This window comes from Enterobacter sp. 198 (assembly GCF_009025585.1).
Lineage (GTDB): Bacteria > Pseudomonadota > Gammaproteobacteria > Enterobacterales > Enterobacteriaceae > Enterobacter > Enterobacter ludwigii.
In genome coordinates, this window is sequence record NZ_WCIM01000013.1 from 15,811 (window position 1) to 29,977 (window position 14,167).

At 56.8% G+C, this 14,167-nt stretch carries 14 protein-coding genes, 2 pseudogenes and 1 riboswitch; of the genes and pseudogenes, 6 read left to right on the forward strand and 10 right to left on the reverse strand.

The window, feature by feature from the left end; translation table 11 throughout:
- Positions 1–306: 306 nt before the first annotated feature.
- From thiH to F8561_RS06035, 7 genes are all read right to left on the reverse strand, one after another.
- The gene (gene thiH / locus F8561_RS06005; RefSeq protein ID WP_151887236.1) at positions 307–1,440 is read right to left on the reverse strand and encodes a 2-iminoacetate synthase ThiH; all 1,134 of its coding nucleotides are present in this window, start codon (positions 1,438–1,440) and stop codon (positions 307–309) included.
- The gene (thiG, locus tag F8561_RS06010; protein ID WP_049022680.1) at positions 1,437–2,207 is read right to left on the reverse strand and encodes a thiazole synthase; all 771 of its coding nucleotides are present in this window, start codon (positions 2,205–2,207) and stop codon (positions 1,437–1,439) included. The genes thiH and thiG overlap by 4 nt, the downstream gene beginning before the upstream one ends.
- A 1-nt stretch (position 2,208) precedes the next feature.
- Entirely contained in the window at positions 2,209–2,409 is a 201-nt protein-coding gene (gene thiS, locus F8561_RS06015) for a sulfur carrier protein ThiS (protein ID WP_014168161.1), read from the reverse strand.
- The gene (locus F8561_RS06020; RefSeq protein ID WP_014168162.1) at positions 2,393–3,148 is read right to left on the reverse strand and encodes a HesA/MoeB/ThiF family protein; all 756 of its coding nucleotides are present in this window, start codon (positions 3,146–3,148) and stop codon (positions 2,393–2,395) included. The genes thiS and F8561_RS06020 overlap by 17 nt, the downstream gene beginning before the upstream one ends.
- Positions 3,141–3,776 carry a thiamine phosphate synthase gene (gene thiE, locus F8561_RS06025; protein WP_108647626.1) on the reverse strand — a complete coding sequence of 212 codons (636 nt, stop codon included), beginning with the start codon at positions 3,774–3,776 and terminating at the stop codon, positions 3,141–3,143. The genes F8561_RS06020 and thiE overlap by 8 nt, the downstream gene beginning before the upstream one ends.
- Positions 3,776–5,671 carry a phosphomethylpyrimidine synthase ThiC gene (gene thiC / locus F8561_RS06030; protein WP_025206413.1) on the reverse strand — a complete coding sequence of 632 codons (1,896 nt, stop codon included), beginning with the start codon at positions 5,669–5,671 and terminating at the stop codon, positions 3,776–3,778. The genes thiE and thiC overlap by 1 nt, the downstream gene beginning before the upstream one ends.
- A gap of 78 nt (positions 5,672–5,749) precedes the next feature.
- A riboswitch (TPP riboswitch) is annotated at positions 5,750–5,859 on the reverse strand.
- A gap of 98 nt (positions 5,860–5,957) precedes the next feature.
- A complete protein-coding gene (locus F8561_RS06035; protein ID WP_014168165.1) occupies positions 5,958–6,455 on the reverse strand; it encodes an Rsd/AlgQ family anti-sigma factor in 498 nt (165 codons plus the stop codon).
- A 95-nt stretch (positions 6,456–6,550) separates the two neighbouring features.
- On the opposite strand from F8561_RS06035, the pseudogene nudC reads away from it, so the two are divergent.
- Positions 6,551–7,303: pseudogene (gene nudC, locus F8561_RS06040) on the forward strand (NAD(+) diphosphatase); the annotation flags it as partial.
- Here nudC and F8561_RS24600 read toward each other — a convergent pair.
- Positions 7,272–7,361: pseudogene (locus tag F8561_RS24600) on the reverse strand (hypothetical protein); the annotation flags it as partial. The pseudogenes nudC and F8561_RS24600 sit on opposite strands and share 32 nt — an antisense overlap.
- A gap of 1 nt (position 7,362) precedes the next feature.
- On the opposite strand from F8561_RS24600, the gene hemE reads away from it, so the two are divergent.
- The 5 genes from hemE (at position 7,363) to F8561_RS06065 (ending at position 10,903) form a co-directional block, all read left to right on the forward strand.
- Positions 7,363–8,427, forward strand: a complete 1,065-nt coding sequence (hemE, locus tag F8561_RS06045) for a uroporphyrinogen decarboxylase (RefSeq protein WP_108647624.1) — start codon at positions 7,363–7,365, stop codon at positions 8,425–8,427.
- A gap of 9 nt (positions 8,428–8,436) precedes the next feature.
- Entirely contained in the window at positions 8,437–9,105 is a 669-nt protein-coding gene (gene nfi / locus F8561_RS06050) for a deoxyribonuclease V (RefSeq protein ID WP_025206412.1), read from the forward strand.
- Positions 9,106–9,149: 44 nt separating this feature from the next.
- Positions 9,150–9,740 (forward strand): YjaG family protein, encoded by a 591-nt coding sequence (locus F8561_RS06055; protein ID WP_014168169.1) that lies wholly within the window; start codon positions 9,150–9,152, stop codon positions 9,738–9,740.
- A 186-nt stretch (positions 9,741–9,926) separates the two neighbouring features.
- Positions 9,927–10,199 carry a nucleoid-associated protein HU-alpha gene (gene hupA / locus F8561_RS06060; RefSeq protein ID WP_002445246.1) on the forward strand — a complete coding sequence of 91 codons (273 nt, stop codon included), beginning with the start codon at positions 9,927–9,929 and terminating at the stop codon, positions 10,197–10,199.
- A gap of 11 nt (positions 10,200–10,210) precedes the next feature.
- Positions 10,211–10,903 carry a DUF1481 domain-containing protein gene (locus tag F8561_RS06065; protein WP_151887238.1) on the forward strand — a complete coding sequence of 231 codons (693 nt, stop codon included), beginning with the start codon at positions 10,211–10,213 and terminating at the stop codon, positions 10,901–10,903.
- A 43-nt stretch (positions 10,904–10,946) separates the two neighbouring features.
- Here F8561_RS06065 and purD read toward each other — a convergent pair whose 3' ends face one another.
- Together purD and purH are read right to left on the reverse strand one after the other, a co-directional pair.
- On the reverse strand, positions 10,947–12,239 hold the full coding sequence (gene purD / locus F8561_RS06070) for a phosphoribosylamine--glycine ligase (RefSeq protein ID WP_020882989.1): 1,293 nt from the start codon (positions 12,237–12,239) through the stop codon (positions 10,947–10,949).
- Between the two features lie 15 nt (positions 12,240–12,254).
- The gene (purH, locus tag F8561_RS06075) at positions 12,255–13,844 is read right to left on the reverse strand and encodes a bifunctional phosphoribosylaminoimidazolecarboxamide formyltransferase/IMP cyclohydrolase (RefSeq protein WP_151887237.1); all 1,590 of its coding nucleotides are present in this window, start codon (positions 13,842–13,844) and stop codon (positions 12,255–12,257) included.
- Between the last annotated feature and the right edge of the window lie 323 nt (positions 13,845–14,167).

Sequence of the window (14,167 nt, forward strand, 5' to 3'; positions counted from 1 at the left end):
TGAATGCTTTTCGTCTGCCGATATCCTCTCAGCATAGTCGCAGTCCTGCGGTTAGCTGTGAATTATACGGAACACGATTTCAGACGAGATGATTTATCTTAAGAATGGCTAAGAAATTACTCATAAAATCAGAAATTCAGTGTGCACGATAAGTCAGAGGCAGGGCGAAACGAGGAAGAAGCTTTTCGCCCTGGTCAGCGTCCGTTGCTGACCACATGACAATAAAAAACCGGACGATAGCTGACAATCATCCGGTTGTGACTCTCCGTGCCGCCTCGTTTTATTTCTGCGGAGTTGCAGTATGTTTCAGCGTAATTGCGAGGCTCTTCCCAGCCAGCGGTCCCAGTCTTTCCAGACCGGCTGCAGCCCCTGCGCGCTCAGGGCCGCGGCGACCGCTTCCGGACGTCGTCCATCATGCGGGGCAAACTGCTCCAGTTCAGGGTGATCATCGGCGTAACCGCCCGGCTGTGTTTTGGAAAATGCGCTCACGTTGTTTATCGCAAGCGGGATCACGCGGTCGCGGAACGCCGGTGATTCACGTGTTGAGAGCGATAATTCAACCTCCGGGGCAAGCAGGCGAAACGCGCAGATCGTTTGTACCAGCTGGCGCTCGTCCATGAGTGAGGCCGGTTCAATCCCGCTAGCACACGGGCGCAGCCGGGGGAAGGAGATGGAGTAGCGGCTCTGCCAGTAGTGCTGCTGAAGCCACAACAGATGTTCCGCCACCATATAGCAATCCACGCGCCAGCTATCGGAAAGCCCAATCAGCGCACCAAGGCCAATTTTGTCGATCCCGGCACGTCCGAGCCTGTCCGGCGTTTCAAGGCGGAAGAAGAAGTCCTGTTTCTTGCCCTTCAGGTGATGCCGTGCGTAGGTCGCTTCGTGGTACGTTTCCTGATAGACCATCACTCCATCCAGTCCGAGCGTTTTGAGCTCCGCATACTCATCCTGCGACAGGGGCTGCACTTCCATTTGCAACGAGGCGAACTGACGACGAATGGCAGGAAGGTGCTGGCGGAAGTAGTCCATCCCGACTTTGCCCTGGTGTTCACCGGTGACCAGCAGGAGATGCTCGAAGCCCATTTCCCGGATGGCCGCACACTCGCGCGCGATCTCCTCCTCATCAAGCGTCTTACGCTTAATGCGGTTGCTCATGGAGAAGCCGCAGTAGGTACAGTCATTGGCGCACAGGTTTGAGAGATAGAGCGGGACGTAAAAGCTTACCGTGTTGCCAAAGCGCTGTCGGGTGAGACGCTGGGCGCGCTGGGCCATCGGCTCCAGATAAGCGCTGGCCGCAGGGGAGAGCAGGGCCATTAAATCGTCGCGGGTCAGATGGCGTGCATTCAGTGCGCGCTCGACGTCGACCGGCGTTTTGCTGTTGATGCGCAGGGCAATGTCGTCCCAGTTAAGCTGCCGCCAGCGGTCGGTAAAGGTGGTCATGAGATTGCCTCCAGAAAACCGGTCAGCGGGCTGGTGGCCTGCGCCTGAAAACTGCGTGAGCCAGGGCCTGATTGCCGTGCCAGCAGGCCAGCCTCCACCGCCATGCGAAACGCGCGCGCCATCATGACCGGATCGTCGGCAACCGCGATGGCCGTGTTCACCAACACCGCATCCGCCCCCATCTCCAGCGCCTGCGCGGCATGGCTTGGTACGCCAATACCCGCATCCACCACCACCGGAACGGTGGCCTGCTCAATGATGATCTCCAGCATCGCCCGGGTTTCCAGCCCCTGGTTGGAGCCAATAGGTGCGCCCAGCGGCATAACGGCGGCGCAGCCAACGTCTTCCAGACGTTTGCAGAGTACCGGATCGGCACCGCAGTAAGGCAGAACGATGAACCCTTGTTGTACCAGCTTTTCTGCCGCTTTCAGCGTCTCGATCGGGTCGGGCAACAGCCAGCGAGCATCCGGGTGAATTTCCAGCTTCAGCCAGCGTGTGCCGAGCGCTTCACGCGCCAGTTGGGCGGCGAAAATGGCCTCTTCGGCCGTTTTCGCGCCGGAAGTATTTGGCAGTAGCGTGACGCCAGTTTCCAGTAAAGGCGCCAGAATGGCATCACTGTGATGGCGCAGATCCACGCGTTTTAACGCCAGCGTGACCAGCTGGCTGCCGCTTTCACGGATGGCATCGACCATCAGCTGGGGTGATGCGAATTTCCCGGTTCCGGTAAACAGATGTGAATCAAAGACTTTATCGGCAATACGTAACATCTCAGCCCCCTGCAATAACCTGAAACAGCAGGATCTGGTCGCCTTCACTGACCTGCTGATGTTCCCACTGCTCGCGCGGCAGGATCTGTTGATTGAGCGCCAGCGCCGTTCCCGGCTTGAGCTGGCGCAGTTTATCGAGCAGCACGGCAACGGTGAGCCCGTCCTCGCATTTCATCGGCTCATCGTTAAACAGAATGCGCATTGCCGCCTCCACATACCGGGCAGTGGCTGGCGCGGTGTAACGCCAGATGACGCCAGCCGCTGGAGCGGGCGTCAAATAACCGCAACGTGTTGCGCTCGGTCTCCATACCGCTGAGCAGCTTGATGGCCTCGAGCGCCTGCAGGGTACCCATCACCCCCACAACCGGGCCAAGAATGCCCGCGGTGCGACAGTTACGCTCTGGCTCAGCATCGTCTGGCCACAGACAGCGATAGCAGCCCTGCGCCCACGGCGGTGTCAGGACCATCATCTGCCCGCCGAACCCCACCGCGCTGGCAGTGATAAGCGGCGTATTTTTTGCGACACAGGCGGCGTTGATCGCCTGGCGGGTTGCCATATTGTCGGTGCAGTCCAGCACCACGTCGGCCAGGGCGACTTCTCGGAGCAGATTGTCGCCGCTGAGCCGCTCCTGACACGCAATGAGCTCAATATCCGGGTTCAGCTGGTTCAGGCGCTGGCGGGTAATGTGTACTTTGGGCTGGTTGATATCCTCGGTGGTAAAGAGGATTTGACGCTGCAGGTTGCTAAGATGCACCTCGTCGTCATCGGCCAGTACCAGCGTGCCCACGCCTGCACCGGCCAGATAGAGCGCGGCAGGCGCGCCTAATCCGCCCAGCCCGACAATCAAAACCCGGCTGGCGAGCAGCTTTTGCTGCCCGTCGATGGCGATATCCTCCAGCAGGAGCTGGCGGCTATAGCGCATAAAGTCACGATCATTCATCGCCTGCTCCTGCCAGTTGTAAGAGCTGCCGGGTGGCGGCCTGCCAGTCTGCGGCCTGAGTGATGGCACTGACGACGGCGATACTGCCGACACCGGTATCCAGCACGGCCGAAGCGCGTTCAAGGCTAATCCCGCCGATGGCCACGGTCGGGTACTGCGCAAGACGCTTCACGTGAGCCGCCAGCTGTGCCAGCCCTTGTGGCGCGGAGGGCATCTGTTTAGTTTGCGTCGGGAAGACGTGTCCAAGCGCAATGTACGAAGGGCGAGCCGCCAGCGCCACGTCAATCTCCATATCGTCATGGGTCGAGACACCCAGGCGCAAACCGGCTTCCCGGATGGCATTCAGGTCTGTGGTCTCCAGGTCCTCCTGACCCAGATGCACGCCGTAGGCCTGGTGCTTTATCGCCAGTCGCCAGTAGTCGTTGATAAACAGGCGGGCGTTATACCGACGCCCCAGCGTGATGGCGGCGGCGACATCGTTCTCCACCTCCTCATCGCGTTTATCTTTGATGCGTAGCTGCAGCGTGCGTACACCTGCCTCCAGCAGGCGGGCAATCCACTCCACGCTGTCCACCACCGGGTAGAGCCCCAAACGAAAGGGCACGGGTGGGAAATCGGGCTGGTACATTACGCCTCCTCTTTTTTGAGGTAGATTTCGCCGCCTTTCGCGCGGAAGGTTTCTGACATATCCGCCATGCCCACTTCAATGGTTTGCGCGGCGGCGTAGTCACGCACCTCCTGGCTGATCTTCATCGAGCAGAATTTTGGCCCACACATGGAGCAGAAATGGGCCACTTTGCCGGACTCCTGCGGCAGGGTTTCGTCGTGATAGGCGCGGGCGGTAAACGGGTCGAGCGCGAGGTTAAACTGATCTTCCCAGCGGAATTCAAAGCGGGCCTTCGACATCGCGTTATCGCGAATTTGCGCGCCTGGATGGCCTTTCGCCAGGTCCGCAGCATGGGCGGCAATTTTGTAGGTGATAAGCCCCTGCTTCACGTCCTCTTTGTTGGGCAGACCGAGGTGCTCTTTTGGCGTCACATAGCAGAGCATGGCACAACCGAACCAGCCGATCATTGCCGCACCAATTCCGGAGGTGAAGTGGTCGTAACCCGGGGCAATATCGGTGGTCAACGGCCCCAGGGTATAGAATGGTGCTTCATGGCAGTGCTCCAGCTCTTCCGTCATATTGCGGCGGATCATCTGCATGGGGACATGGCCCGGGCCTTCAATCATCACCTGCACGTCATACTCCCAGGCGATTTTGGTCAGCTCGCCCAGCGTGTGCAGCTCGGCAAACTGCGCTTCGTCATTGGCATCACGAATGGAACCAGGGCGCAGGCCGTCGCCCAGCGACAGCGAGACGTCGTAAGCGGCACAGATTTCGCAGATCTCGCGGAAGTGTTCGTAGAGGAAGTTTTCCTGATGATGAGACAGACACCACTTCGCCATGATTGAGCCCCCGCGCGAGACAATGCCGGTCAGACGCTTCGCGGTCATCGGCACGTAGCGCAGCAGCACCCCCGCGTGGATGGTGAAGTAGTCTACACCCTGTTCAGCCTGCTCCAGCAGCGTGTCGCGGAACGCTTCCCAGGTGAGGTTTTCAGCGATACCGTTCACTTTCTCCAGCGCCTGATAGACCGGCACCGTTCCGATAGGCACCGGGCTGTTACGCAGGATCCACTCGCGGGTTTCGTGGATATAACGCCCGGTGGAGAGATCCATTACCGTGTCCGCACCCCAGCGCGTTGACCAGACCAGCTTCTCGACCTCTTCTTCGATGGAGGAGGTGACCGCGGAGTTACCGATATTAGCGTTGACCTTCACCAGGAAGTTGCGGCCGATAATCATCGGTTCGGATTCCGGGTGATTGATGTTGGCGGGGATAATCGCGCGGCCAGCGGCCACTTCATCGCGCACAAACTCCGGGGTGATGTTTTCCGGCAGGCGGGCACCGAAACCTTCGCCCGGATGCTGGTGGCGCAGCACTTCGCTACGGATGCGCTCACGGCCCATGTTTTCACGGATGGCGATAAACTCCATCTCCGGGGTGACGATCCCCTGACGCGCATAGTGCAGCTGGGTAACGCATTTGCCCGCTTTCGCACGTTTCGGCGTCAGCAGGCCCGCGAAGCGCAGTTCGTCCAGGCCGTCGTCGGCCAGACGCTCTTTGGTGTAGGCAGAGCTGCGAACCGTCAGTTCTTCGCAGTCGTTACGCGCGTCAATCCAGCGCTGGCGCAGTTTTGCCAGACCCTGCTGCACGTTAATGGCCACATCAGGATCGCCGTACGGGCCAGACGTGTCATACACCGGCACGGCTTCGTTGTCTTCATACTGCGGGTTTTCTTTGCTGCCGCCAAGAAGCGTCGGGCTAAGCTGGATTTCGCGCATCGGAACGCGGATATCCGCCTGAGAGCCGGTGATGTAAATACGCTTAGAGTTCGGGAAAGCGGTGCCTTCCAGGGTGTCGATGAAGTGTTGGGCTTGTGCGCGCTGTTCGCGGCGGGTCAGTTTAGTAGTAGACATAGCTCATTCCAAAAGTGAAGGACATGGCTTGTCAGACGACGGATGAAGCAAGAGGAGATCGCCCGGGGGCGATACTACAGCAGTTTTACTCTTGTTCCCTTCGCAGGTATTAGCCTGATCAGGTTCCGCGGATCCCGAATTAACGGTCTCAGCCCGTGCTTTCACACTGGGCACTCCGACAAGAAATTTACACGCCATCGTTCACGCTATCGCATGAATGATTTCGTGTAATACCCCCTCCTGAGAGGGGCGAATGTTTGTAAACTACTCGTTAACGATTAAGAACTCAAGCAGGCCGCGCGATGTTATCTTCGTTGCTGGCCTTAGAATCGTTATCCAGTACGAGGGCGATCAGCTTATCCTCCAGCGAGAATCGCTCTTCCAGCGCTTCGCCGAGATCGGACAGCGCCTGTTGAAACTCAAGGTAGTTGTCGTGATCGATGGCGTTCTCGAGGGTGGAATCGTAGTAATTCATGATCTGCTGGGTATTGGCTTCCAGCAGCGGGTAGAGTTTGGATGCCGTTAAATACGGGCTAGTGCCTTCCATTTCGCGGATAATGCGTTCATAAATATTGAAATGGCCGTCGGACAGGTAGTCGACCAGGCTCTGACAAAAATCATCCAGCGCTTTTTCATTCAGCCGCATAAACGATTCTTTGCCAGGCTTAATACCGACCAGATTGTAATAAGCCACGAGTAGATGCTTGCGCACATGTAGCCAGCGATCCACCAGTTTGTTACTTCCTCTAACGCGCTCAGTCAGGCTTTCTAGCTGGTTTAACATGTTCGACTCCGCAAGGTTTAGAATTGATTCTGCTTATCCAAAATGTAACCACAATGCTAACAACATGTCAGTGAAGCGAAGGTAGTGCAATAGATATGGATCGTATTATTGAAAAATCAGATCTGGGTTGGTGGATTGTCAGTCACGAACAAAAATTATGGCTGCCCGGTGGGGAAATACCCTATGGCACTGCCGATCGTTTCGATCTCGTTGGTCAGCCTGCGCTGAAGATCGGCGAGTGGCAAGGGGAGCCGGTGTGGTTGATCCAGCAGCCTCGCCGCCAGGACATGGGATCCGTTCGTCAGGTGCTGGATCTCGATGTGGGCCTGTTCCAGCTGGCAGGCCGTGGCGTGCAGCTGGCCGAGTTTTACCGATCGCATAAATACTGCGGCTACTGCGGGCATACCATGCACCCGAGCAAAACCGAGTGGGCCATGCTCTGCAGCCACTGCCGTGAACGCTATTATCCGCAGATTGCGCCGTGCATTATCGTCGCTATCCGGCGTGACGATTCCATCCTGCTGGCGCAACATACCCGCCATCGCAACGGCATTCATACAGTTCTTGCCGGGTTCGTTGAAGTGGGCGAAACGCTGGAGCAGGCGGTGGCGCGTGAAGTGATGGAAGAGAGCGGGATCCGGGTGAAGAACCTGCGTTACGTAACGTCTCAGCCGTGGCCGTTCCCGCAGTCGCTGATGACGGCGTTTATGGCCGAATACGATAGCGGTGAGATTGTTATCGACCAGAAAGAGCTGCTGGACGCGAACTGGTACCGTTATGACGATTTGCCACTGTTACCCCCGCCGGGAACGGTAGCCCGTCGGCTGATAGAAGATACCGTGGCAATGTGTCGGGCCGAGTATGAGTAGTGTTACACTCACGGACTGACGCAATAAGGAACTGCAAAATGACCGAACTGAAGAACGATCGTTATCTGCGTGCGCTGCTGCGCCAGCCCGTTGATGTCACCCCGGTGTGGATGATGCGCCAGGCGGGGCGCTATCTGCCAGAGTACAAAGCCACGCGTGCGCAGGCGGGTGATTTTATGTCGCTGTGCAAAAATGCCGAGCTGGCCTGCGAAGTGACGCTCCAGCCGCTGCGACGCTACCCGCTGGATGCCGCTATTCTCTTTTCGGACATTCTGACCATTCCGGATGCCATGGGCCTTGGGCTCTATTTCGAAACCGGTGAAGGTCCGCGTTTCACCTCCCCGATCAAAAGCAAAGCCGACGTTGATAAGCTGCCGGTACCGGATCCTGAGCAGGAGCTGGGGTATGTGATGAACGCCGTGCGCACAATTCGCCGTGAACTGAAAGGCGAAGTGCCGCTGATTGGCTTCTCAGGCAGCCCGTGGACGCTGGCGACCTATATGGTAGAAGGTGGCAGCAGCAAAGCCTTTACCGTCATTAAAAAGATGATGTACGCGGAGCCACAGGTGCTGCATACGCTGCTCGACAAGCTGGCGAAGAGCGTCACACTCTATCTTAACGCGCAGATTAAAGCAGGCGCGCAGTCGGTGATGATTTTCGATACCTGGGGCGGCGTGCTGACCGGGCGCGATTACCAGCAGTTCTCGCTGTATTACATGCATAAAATCGTCGATGGCCTGCTGCGTGAAAACGAAGGTCGCCGGGTGCCGGTGACGCTGTTCACCAAAGGCGGCGGGCAGTGGCTGGAAGCCATGGCCGCAACCGGCTGTGACGCGCTGGGTCTCGACTGGACAACCGATATTGCCGATGCGCGCCGTCGCGTGGGTGACAAAGTGGCGCTGCAGGGCAACATGGACCCGTCTATGCTCTATGCTCAGCCTGCCCGTATTGAGGAAGAGGTGGCCTCCATTCTTGCTGGTTTCGGCCAGGGCGAAGGACACGTGTTCAACCTCGGGCACGGTATTCATCAGGATGTACCGCCAGAACATGCTGGCGCGTTTGTGGAGGCGGTGCACCGACTTTCTGCACATTATCATCAGTAAGGAGTGGTTATGGATCTCGCGTCATTACGCGCTCAACAGATAGAACTGGCCTCATCCGTGATCCGCGAGGATCGTCTGGACACAGACCCGCCGCAGTACATTGGCGGAGCAGATGTGGGGTTTGAGCAGGGAGGTGAAGTGACGCGGGCGGCAATGGTGCTGCTGAAGTATCCCTCGCTGGAACTGGTGGAGTACAAGGTGGCGCGTATCGCCACCACCATGCCGTACATTCCTGGCTTTCTCTCATTCCGTGAATATCCCGCGCTGCTGGCAGCGTGGGAGCAACTCTCGCAAAAACCCGACCTGCTGTTTGTCGACGGCCATGGTATCTCTCATCCGCGCCGCTTAGGCGTCGCCAGCCATTTTGGGCTGCTGGTGGATGTCCCCACCATCGGTGTGGCTAAAAAACGCCTGTGCGGTGCGTTTGAGCCGCTCTCCGCCGAGCCAGGCGCGCTGGCACCTCTCATCGATAAGGGTGAGCAACTGGCGTGGGTCTGGCGCAGTAAAGCGCGTTGTAACCCCCTGTTTATCGCCACCGGGCATCGGGTGAGCACGGACAGTGCGCTGGCGTGGGTGCAGCGCTGCATGAAAGGGTATCGCTTACCGGAGCCCACCCGCTGGGCTGATGCCGTAGCGTCAGGGCGTCCGGCTTTTACGCGTTGGCAAGAAATTCAGTGATGATTCAGGTAAACTGCGGCTAATTTTCGATTCGAGACCTCATCATGCTACAAAACCCGATTCATCTGCGCCTTGAGAAGCTGGAAAGCTGGCAGCACGTGACTTTTATGGCTTGCCTGTGCGAGCGCATGTATCCCAACTATGCCGCGTTCTGCAAGCAGACAGGCTTTGGTGAAGGGCAGATTTATCGCCGCATCCTGGATTTAATCTGGGAGACGCTGACGGTCAAAGACGCTAAGGTGAACTTCGACTCTCAGCTTGAAAAGCTTGAAGAGGCGATCCCGGCGGCGGATGACTACGACCTGTATGGTGTCTATCCGGCCATTGATGCCTGCGTGGCATTAAGCGAACTGATTCATTCCCGTCTGAGCGGTGAAACGCTGGAGCATGCTATCGAAGTCAGCAAGGCATCCATTACGACTGTCGCGATGCTGGAAATGACCCAGGAAGGTCGGGAAATGACCGACGAAGAGCTGCGAGTGAACCCCGCGGTTGAGCAGGAATGGGATATCCAGTGGGAAATTTTCCGCCTGCTGGCAGAGTGTGAAGAACGCGATATTGAGCTGATAAAAGGGCTCCGTGCGGACTTACGTGAGGCTGGTGAGAGCAATATTGGTATAATTTTTAACCAATGAGACAACAAAACTTGATATAACGCTCGTTTTGTCGCTCCTCGACTCTTCCCTTTCGCCCCTTGTCTGGTCTACATTTGGGGGGCGAAAAAAAGTGGCTATCGGTGCGTGTATGCAGGAGAGTGCTTTTTTGGCATTTTCGTCGCACTCGATGCTTAGCAAGCGATAAACACATTGAAAGGATAACTTATGAACAAGACTCAACTGATTGATGTAATTGCGGACAAGGCTGATCTGTCTAAAGTGCAGGCTAAAGCTGCTCTGGAATCTACCCTGGCTGCTATTACTGAGTCTCTGAAAGAAGGTGATGCTGTACAACTGGTTGGTTTCGGTACCTTCAAAGTGAACCACCGCGCTGAGCGTACTGGCCGCAACCCGCAGACCGGTAAAGAAATCAAAATCGCCGCAGCTAACGTGCCGGCATTTGTTTCTGGTAAAGCACTGAAAGACGCTGTTAAGTAAGACGCGTGGCAGTGAACAGTTTTAACGAAGGGGCGGCAACGCCCCTTTTGTCTGTCTGGCGTGGTCTTTTCGCGCTAGCGGGCGTGATGTTTCTGTCCGCCTGTAGCCACGACACCTCTCTGCCACCGTTTACCGCCAGCGGCTACGCTGACAACCAGGGTGCGGTGAGGATCTGGCGCAAAGATTCTGGCGGCGAAGTGCATCTGCTTTCTGCTTTCAGTCCGTGGCATAACGGCAATACGTCGACCGCGGAGTATCGCTGGCAGGGCGATGACCTGTCGCTGATAGAACTGAATGTCTACAGCAAGACCCCCGAACATGTGAAAGTGCGTTTTGATGACCATGGCGAGCTGAGCTTTATGCAGCGGGAAGTCAGCGGTCAAAAACAGCAGCTTTCCAGCGATCAAGTCGCACTCTATCGTTATCGTGCCGAACAAATCCGCCAGACCAGCGATGCGCTGCGTCAGGGACGCGTTGTGCTGCGCCAGGGGCGCTGGCATGCTAATGGCACGGTAACAACCTGCGAAGGGCAAACCGTTAAGCCTGAGTTTGAAGCCTGGGCAACCGAACATATTGAGCGCCGTCAGCGGCATTCATCAATGGAAGTGAGTGTGGCGTGGCTGGAAGCGCCGGAAGGTTCTCAACTGCTGCTGGTCGCGAACGAAGACTTCTGCACCTGGCAGCCGACAGAAAAGAGTTTTTGAGTGACGTCCCCTCTCCCTGACGGGAGAGGGGCTGGCTGAAGAATTACTCGCCCTGCTCACGCGCAATTGCGCGATAGCCGATATCCTGGCGGCTAAAGCTACCGTTCCAGTGAATATCTGCCATCAGCGCATAGGCACGCTTCTGTGCTTCTGCAACGGTGTGACCCAGCGCGGTCGCACACAGTACACGGCCGCCATTGGTCAGCACGCGATCGTCGTCAGACAGCTTCGTGCCGGCGTGGAATACCTTCGCGCCTTCCACTTCTTCCAGCGGTAAACCGTGGATCTCATCACCGGTATTGTAATTACCCGGATAACCCCCCGCAGCAATCACCACGCCCAGAGAAGCACGTTCATCCCACTCAGACGTTTTCTCATCCAGCTTACCTTCACAGGCGGCAAGACACAGTTCCACCAGGTCAGATTTCATGCGCAGCATGATTGGCTGTGTTTCCGGATCGCCGAAGCGGCAGTTGAACTCAATCACCTTCGGATTGCCCTGTTTGTCGATCATCAGGCCTGCATAGAGGAAACCGGTGTAAGTATTACCTTCAGCAGCCATGCCTTTGACGGTTGGCCAGATAATGCGGTCCATGGTGCGCTGATGCACTTCGTCAGTGACCACAGGGGCAGGGGAGTAAGCGCCCATACCGCCGGTGTTCGGCCCGGTATCTGCATTGCCAACGCGTTTATGATCCTGGCTGGTGGCCATCGGCAGAACATGCTCGCCGTCGACCATCACGATAAAGCTCGCCTCTTCACCGTCAAGGAACTCTTCAATCACGATGCGATGGCCCGCATCGCCAAAGGCGTTGCCTGCCAGCATATCCTGAACCGCGGCTTCGGCTTCCTCGAGCGTCATCGCCACGATAACGCCTTTACCGGCGGCCAGACCGTCGGCTTTGATAACGATAGGCGCACCTTTTTCACGTAAGTAAGCCAGGGCTGGCTCTACTTCGGTGAAATTCTGATATTCCGCCGTCGGGATGTTATGACGTGCGAGGAAATCTTTGGTGAAGGCTTTCGAACCTTCCAGCTGTGCAGCCCCTTCCGTTGGGCCGAAGATTTGCAGGCCAGCAGCCCGGAAGGCGTCAACGACGCCAATCACCAGCGGCGCTTCCGGACCCACGATGGTCAGATCGATTTTCTCCTGCTGAGCAAAGCTCAACAGGGCCGGGATATCGGTCACGCCGATAGCGACGTTCTGTAACGTGGGTTCCAGCGCAGTACCGGCATTACCCGGTGCCACAAAGACGGTTTTTACCTGCGGCGACTGGGCCGCTTTCCACGCCAGAGCGTGCTCGCGCCCGCCATTACCAATGACTAATACTTTCATTTTCTGCTCCGTGGATTAATGGCGGAAGTGACGCATGTCGGTGAAGATCATCGCAATGCCGTGTTCGTCAGCAGCGGCAATGACTTCGTCGTCACGGATTGAGCCGCCAGGCTGGATAACACAGGTAATGCCCACAGCAGCAGCAGCGTCGATACCGTCACGGAACGGGAAGAAGGCGTCAGAGGCCATTGCCGAGCCTTTCACTTCCAGACCTTCATCAGCCGCTTTGATACCGGCAATTTTCGCGGAGTAAACGCGGCTCATCTGGCCTGCGCCTATTCCGATGGTCATGTTCTCTTTTGCATAGACAATCGCGTTGGATTTCACGAACTTCGCAACCTTCCAGCAGAACAGCGCGTCACGCAGTTCCTGCTCGGTAGGCTGGCGTTTCGTCACGACGCGCAGATCGCCCGCGGTGACCATGCCCAGATCGCGATCCTGAACCAGCAGACCGCCGTTCACGCGTTTGAAGTCCAGACCCGGTACGCGCTCAGCCCAGTGGCCGCACACCAGTACGCGCACGTTCTGTTTTGCCGCGGTAATTTTCAGGGCTTCGTCGGATGCAGAAGGAGCGATGATCACTTCGACAAACTGACGGGAGATGATGGCCTGTGCTGTGTCAGCGTCCAGCTCGCGGTTGAAGGCGATAATGCCGCCGAATGCGGAGGTTGGGTCGGTTTTATAGGCGCGATCATAGGCGTCAAGAATGGAGGTGCTTACCGCTACGCCACATGGGTTCGCGTGCTTCACGATTACGCAGGCGGGTTCACTGAACGCTTTCACGCACTCGAGCGCTGCATCGGTGTCAGCGATGTTGTTATAGGAGAGTGCCTTGCCCTGAACCTGCTGTGAGGTCGCAACAGAGGCTTCTTTTACCGCTTCTTCTATATAGAAGGCAGCCTGCTGGTGGCTGTTCTCACCGTAACGCATATCCTGCTTCTTAATGAAGTTCAGGTTCAGCGTACGCGGGAAGCGACCGGAAGGTTCAGTGCTTTCGCCATGATAAGCAGGCACCAGGCTACCGAAGTAGTTGGCGATCATGCTGTCGTACGCGGCGGTGTGCTCGAATGCTTTGATGGCGAGGTCGAAACGCGTCTCCAGCGTCAGCGACCCTTCGTTGGCATCCATCTCATTAATAATGGTGTTGTAGTCGCTGCTCTTCACCACGATGGCAACATCTTTATGGTTCTTAGCCGCTGAGCGCACCATGGTTGGGCCGCCGATATCAATGTTTTCGACGGCGTCTTCCAGAGAGCAGCCTTCGCGGGCAACGGTCTGCGCGAACGGGTAGAGGTTAACGACGACCATGTCGATTGGCGCGATATCATGCTTTTCCATAATGCCGTCGTCCTGGCCGCGACGACCAAGAATACCGCCGTGGACCTTCGGGTGCAGGGTCTTGACGCGTCCATCCATCATTTCCGGAAAACCGGTGTAATCGGACACTTCGGTTACCGGCAGACCTTTCTCTGCTAACAGGCGAGCGGTACCACCTGTAGAAAGCAGCTCCACACCGCGTGCAGAAAGTGCCTGAGCGAATTCGACGATACCGGCTTTATCAGAAACACTGAGCAGAGCGCGGCGGACTGGACGACGTTGTTGCATGGTAAATCCCCTGGATTTCACGATTACAGAGAGCGTTAGATGAATTTTCCAGCGAAAAACTCATCTAACACACCTGACGAGGCATCCTTGTTAAGCGCGAGCATTTTAACGAAAACGTTTGCGCAACGCTCGCGAATTTTCACTTTTTCGTATCTCTGTGGATAAGTCTGTGCGTAAAAGGGTATAAGGCGGGGTTTTGCTGGGGAATGCAGCAGTCAGTCATTTTTCTGTCATTTAGCGGTTGCGGCCTGCAGAGAACTCCCTATAATGCGCCTCCATCGACACGGCAGATGTGAATCACTTCACAGTTAAGCCGGTCGGTT

Bases quoted from the DNA above. Each gene is read 5' to 3' on its own strand.
- thiH (WP_151887236.1), bottom strand. From the start codon at position 1,440: ATGACCACCTTTACCGACCGCTGGCGGCAGCTTAACTGGGACGACATT.
- thiG (WP_049022680.1), bottom strand. From the start codon at position 2,207: ATGTTACGTATTGCCGATAAAGTCTTTGATTCACATCTGTTTACCGGA.
- thiS (WP_014168161.1), bottom strand. From the start codon at position 2,409: ATGCGCATTCTGTTTAACGATGAGCCGATGAAATGCGAGGACGGGCTC.
- F8561_RS06020 (WP_014168162.1), bottom strand. From the start codon at position 3,148: ATGAATGATCGTGACTTTATGCGCTATAGCCGCCAGCTCCTGCTGGAG.
- thiE (WP_108647626.1), bottom strand. From the start codon at position 3,776: ATGTACCAGCCCGATTTCCCACCCGTGCCCTTTCGTTTGGGGCTCTAC.
- thiC (WP_025206413.1), bottom strand. From the start codon at position 5,671: ATGTCTACTACTAAACTGACCCGCCGCGAACAGCGCGCACAAGCCCAA.
- F8561_RS06035 (WP_014168165.1), bottom strand. From the start codon at position 6,455: ATGTTAAACCAGCTAGAAAGCCTGACTGAGCGCGTTAGAGGAAGTAAC.
- hemE (WP_108647624.1), top strand. From the start codon at position 7,363: ATGACCGAACTGAAGAACGATCGTTATCTGCGTGCGCTGCTGCGCCAG.
- nfi (WP_025206412.1), top strand. From the start codon at position 8,437: ATGGATCTCGCGTCATTACGCGCTCAACAGATAGAACTGGCCTCATCC.
- F8561_RS06055 (WP_014168169.1), top strand. From the start codon at position 9,150: ATGCTACAAAACCCGATTCATCTGCGCCTTGAGAAGCTGGAAAGCTGG.
- hupA (WP_002445246.1), top strand. From the start codon at position 9,927: ATGAACAAGACTCAACTGATTGATGTAATTGCGGACAAGGCTGATCTG.
- purD (WP_020882989.1), bottom strand. From the start codon at position 12,239: ATGAAAGTATTAGTCATTGGTAATGGCGGGCGCGAGCACGCTCTGGCG.
- purH (WP_151887237.1), bottom strand. From the start codon at position 13,844: ATGCAACAACGTCGTCCAGTCCGCCGCGCTCTGCTCAGTGTTTCTGAT.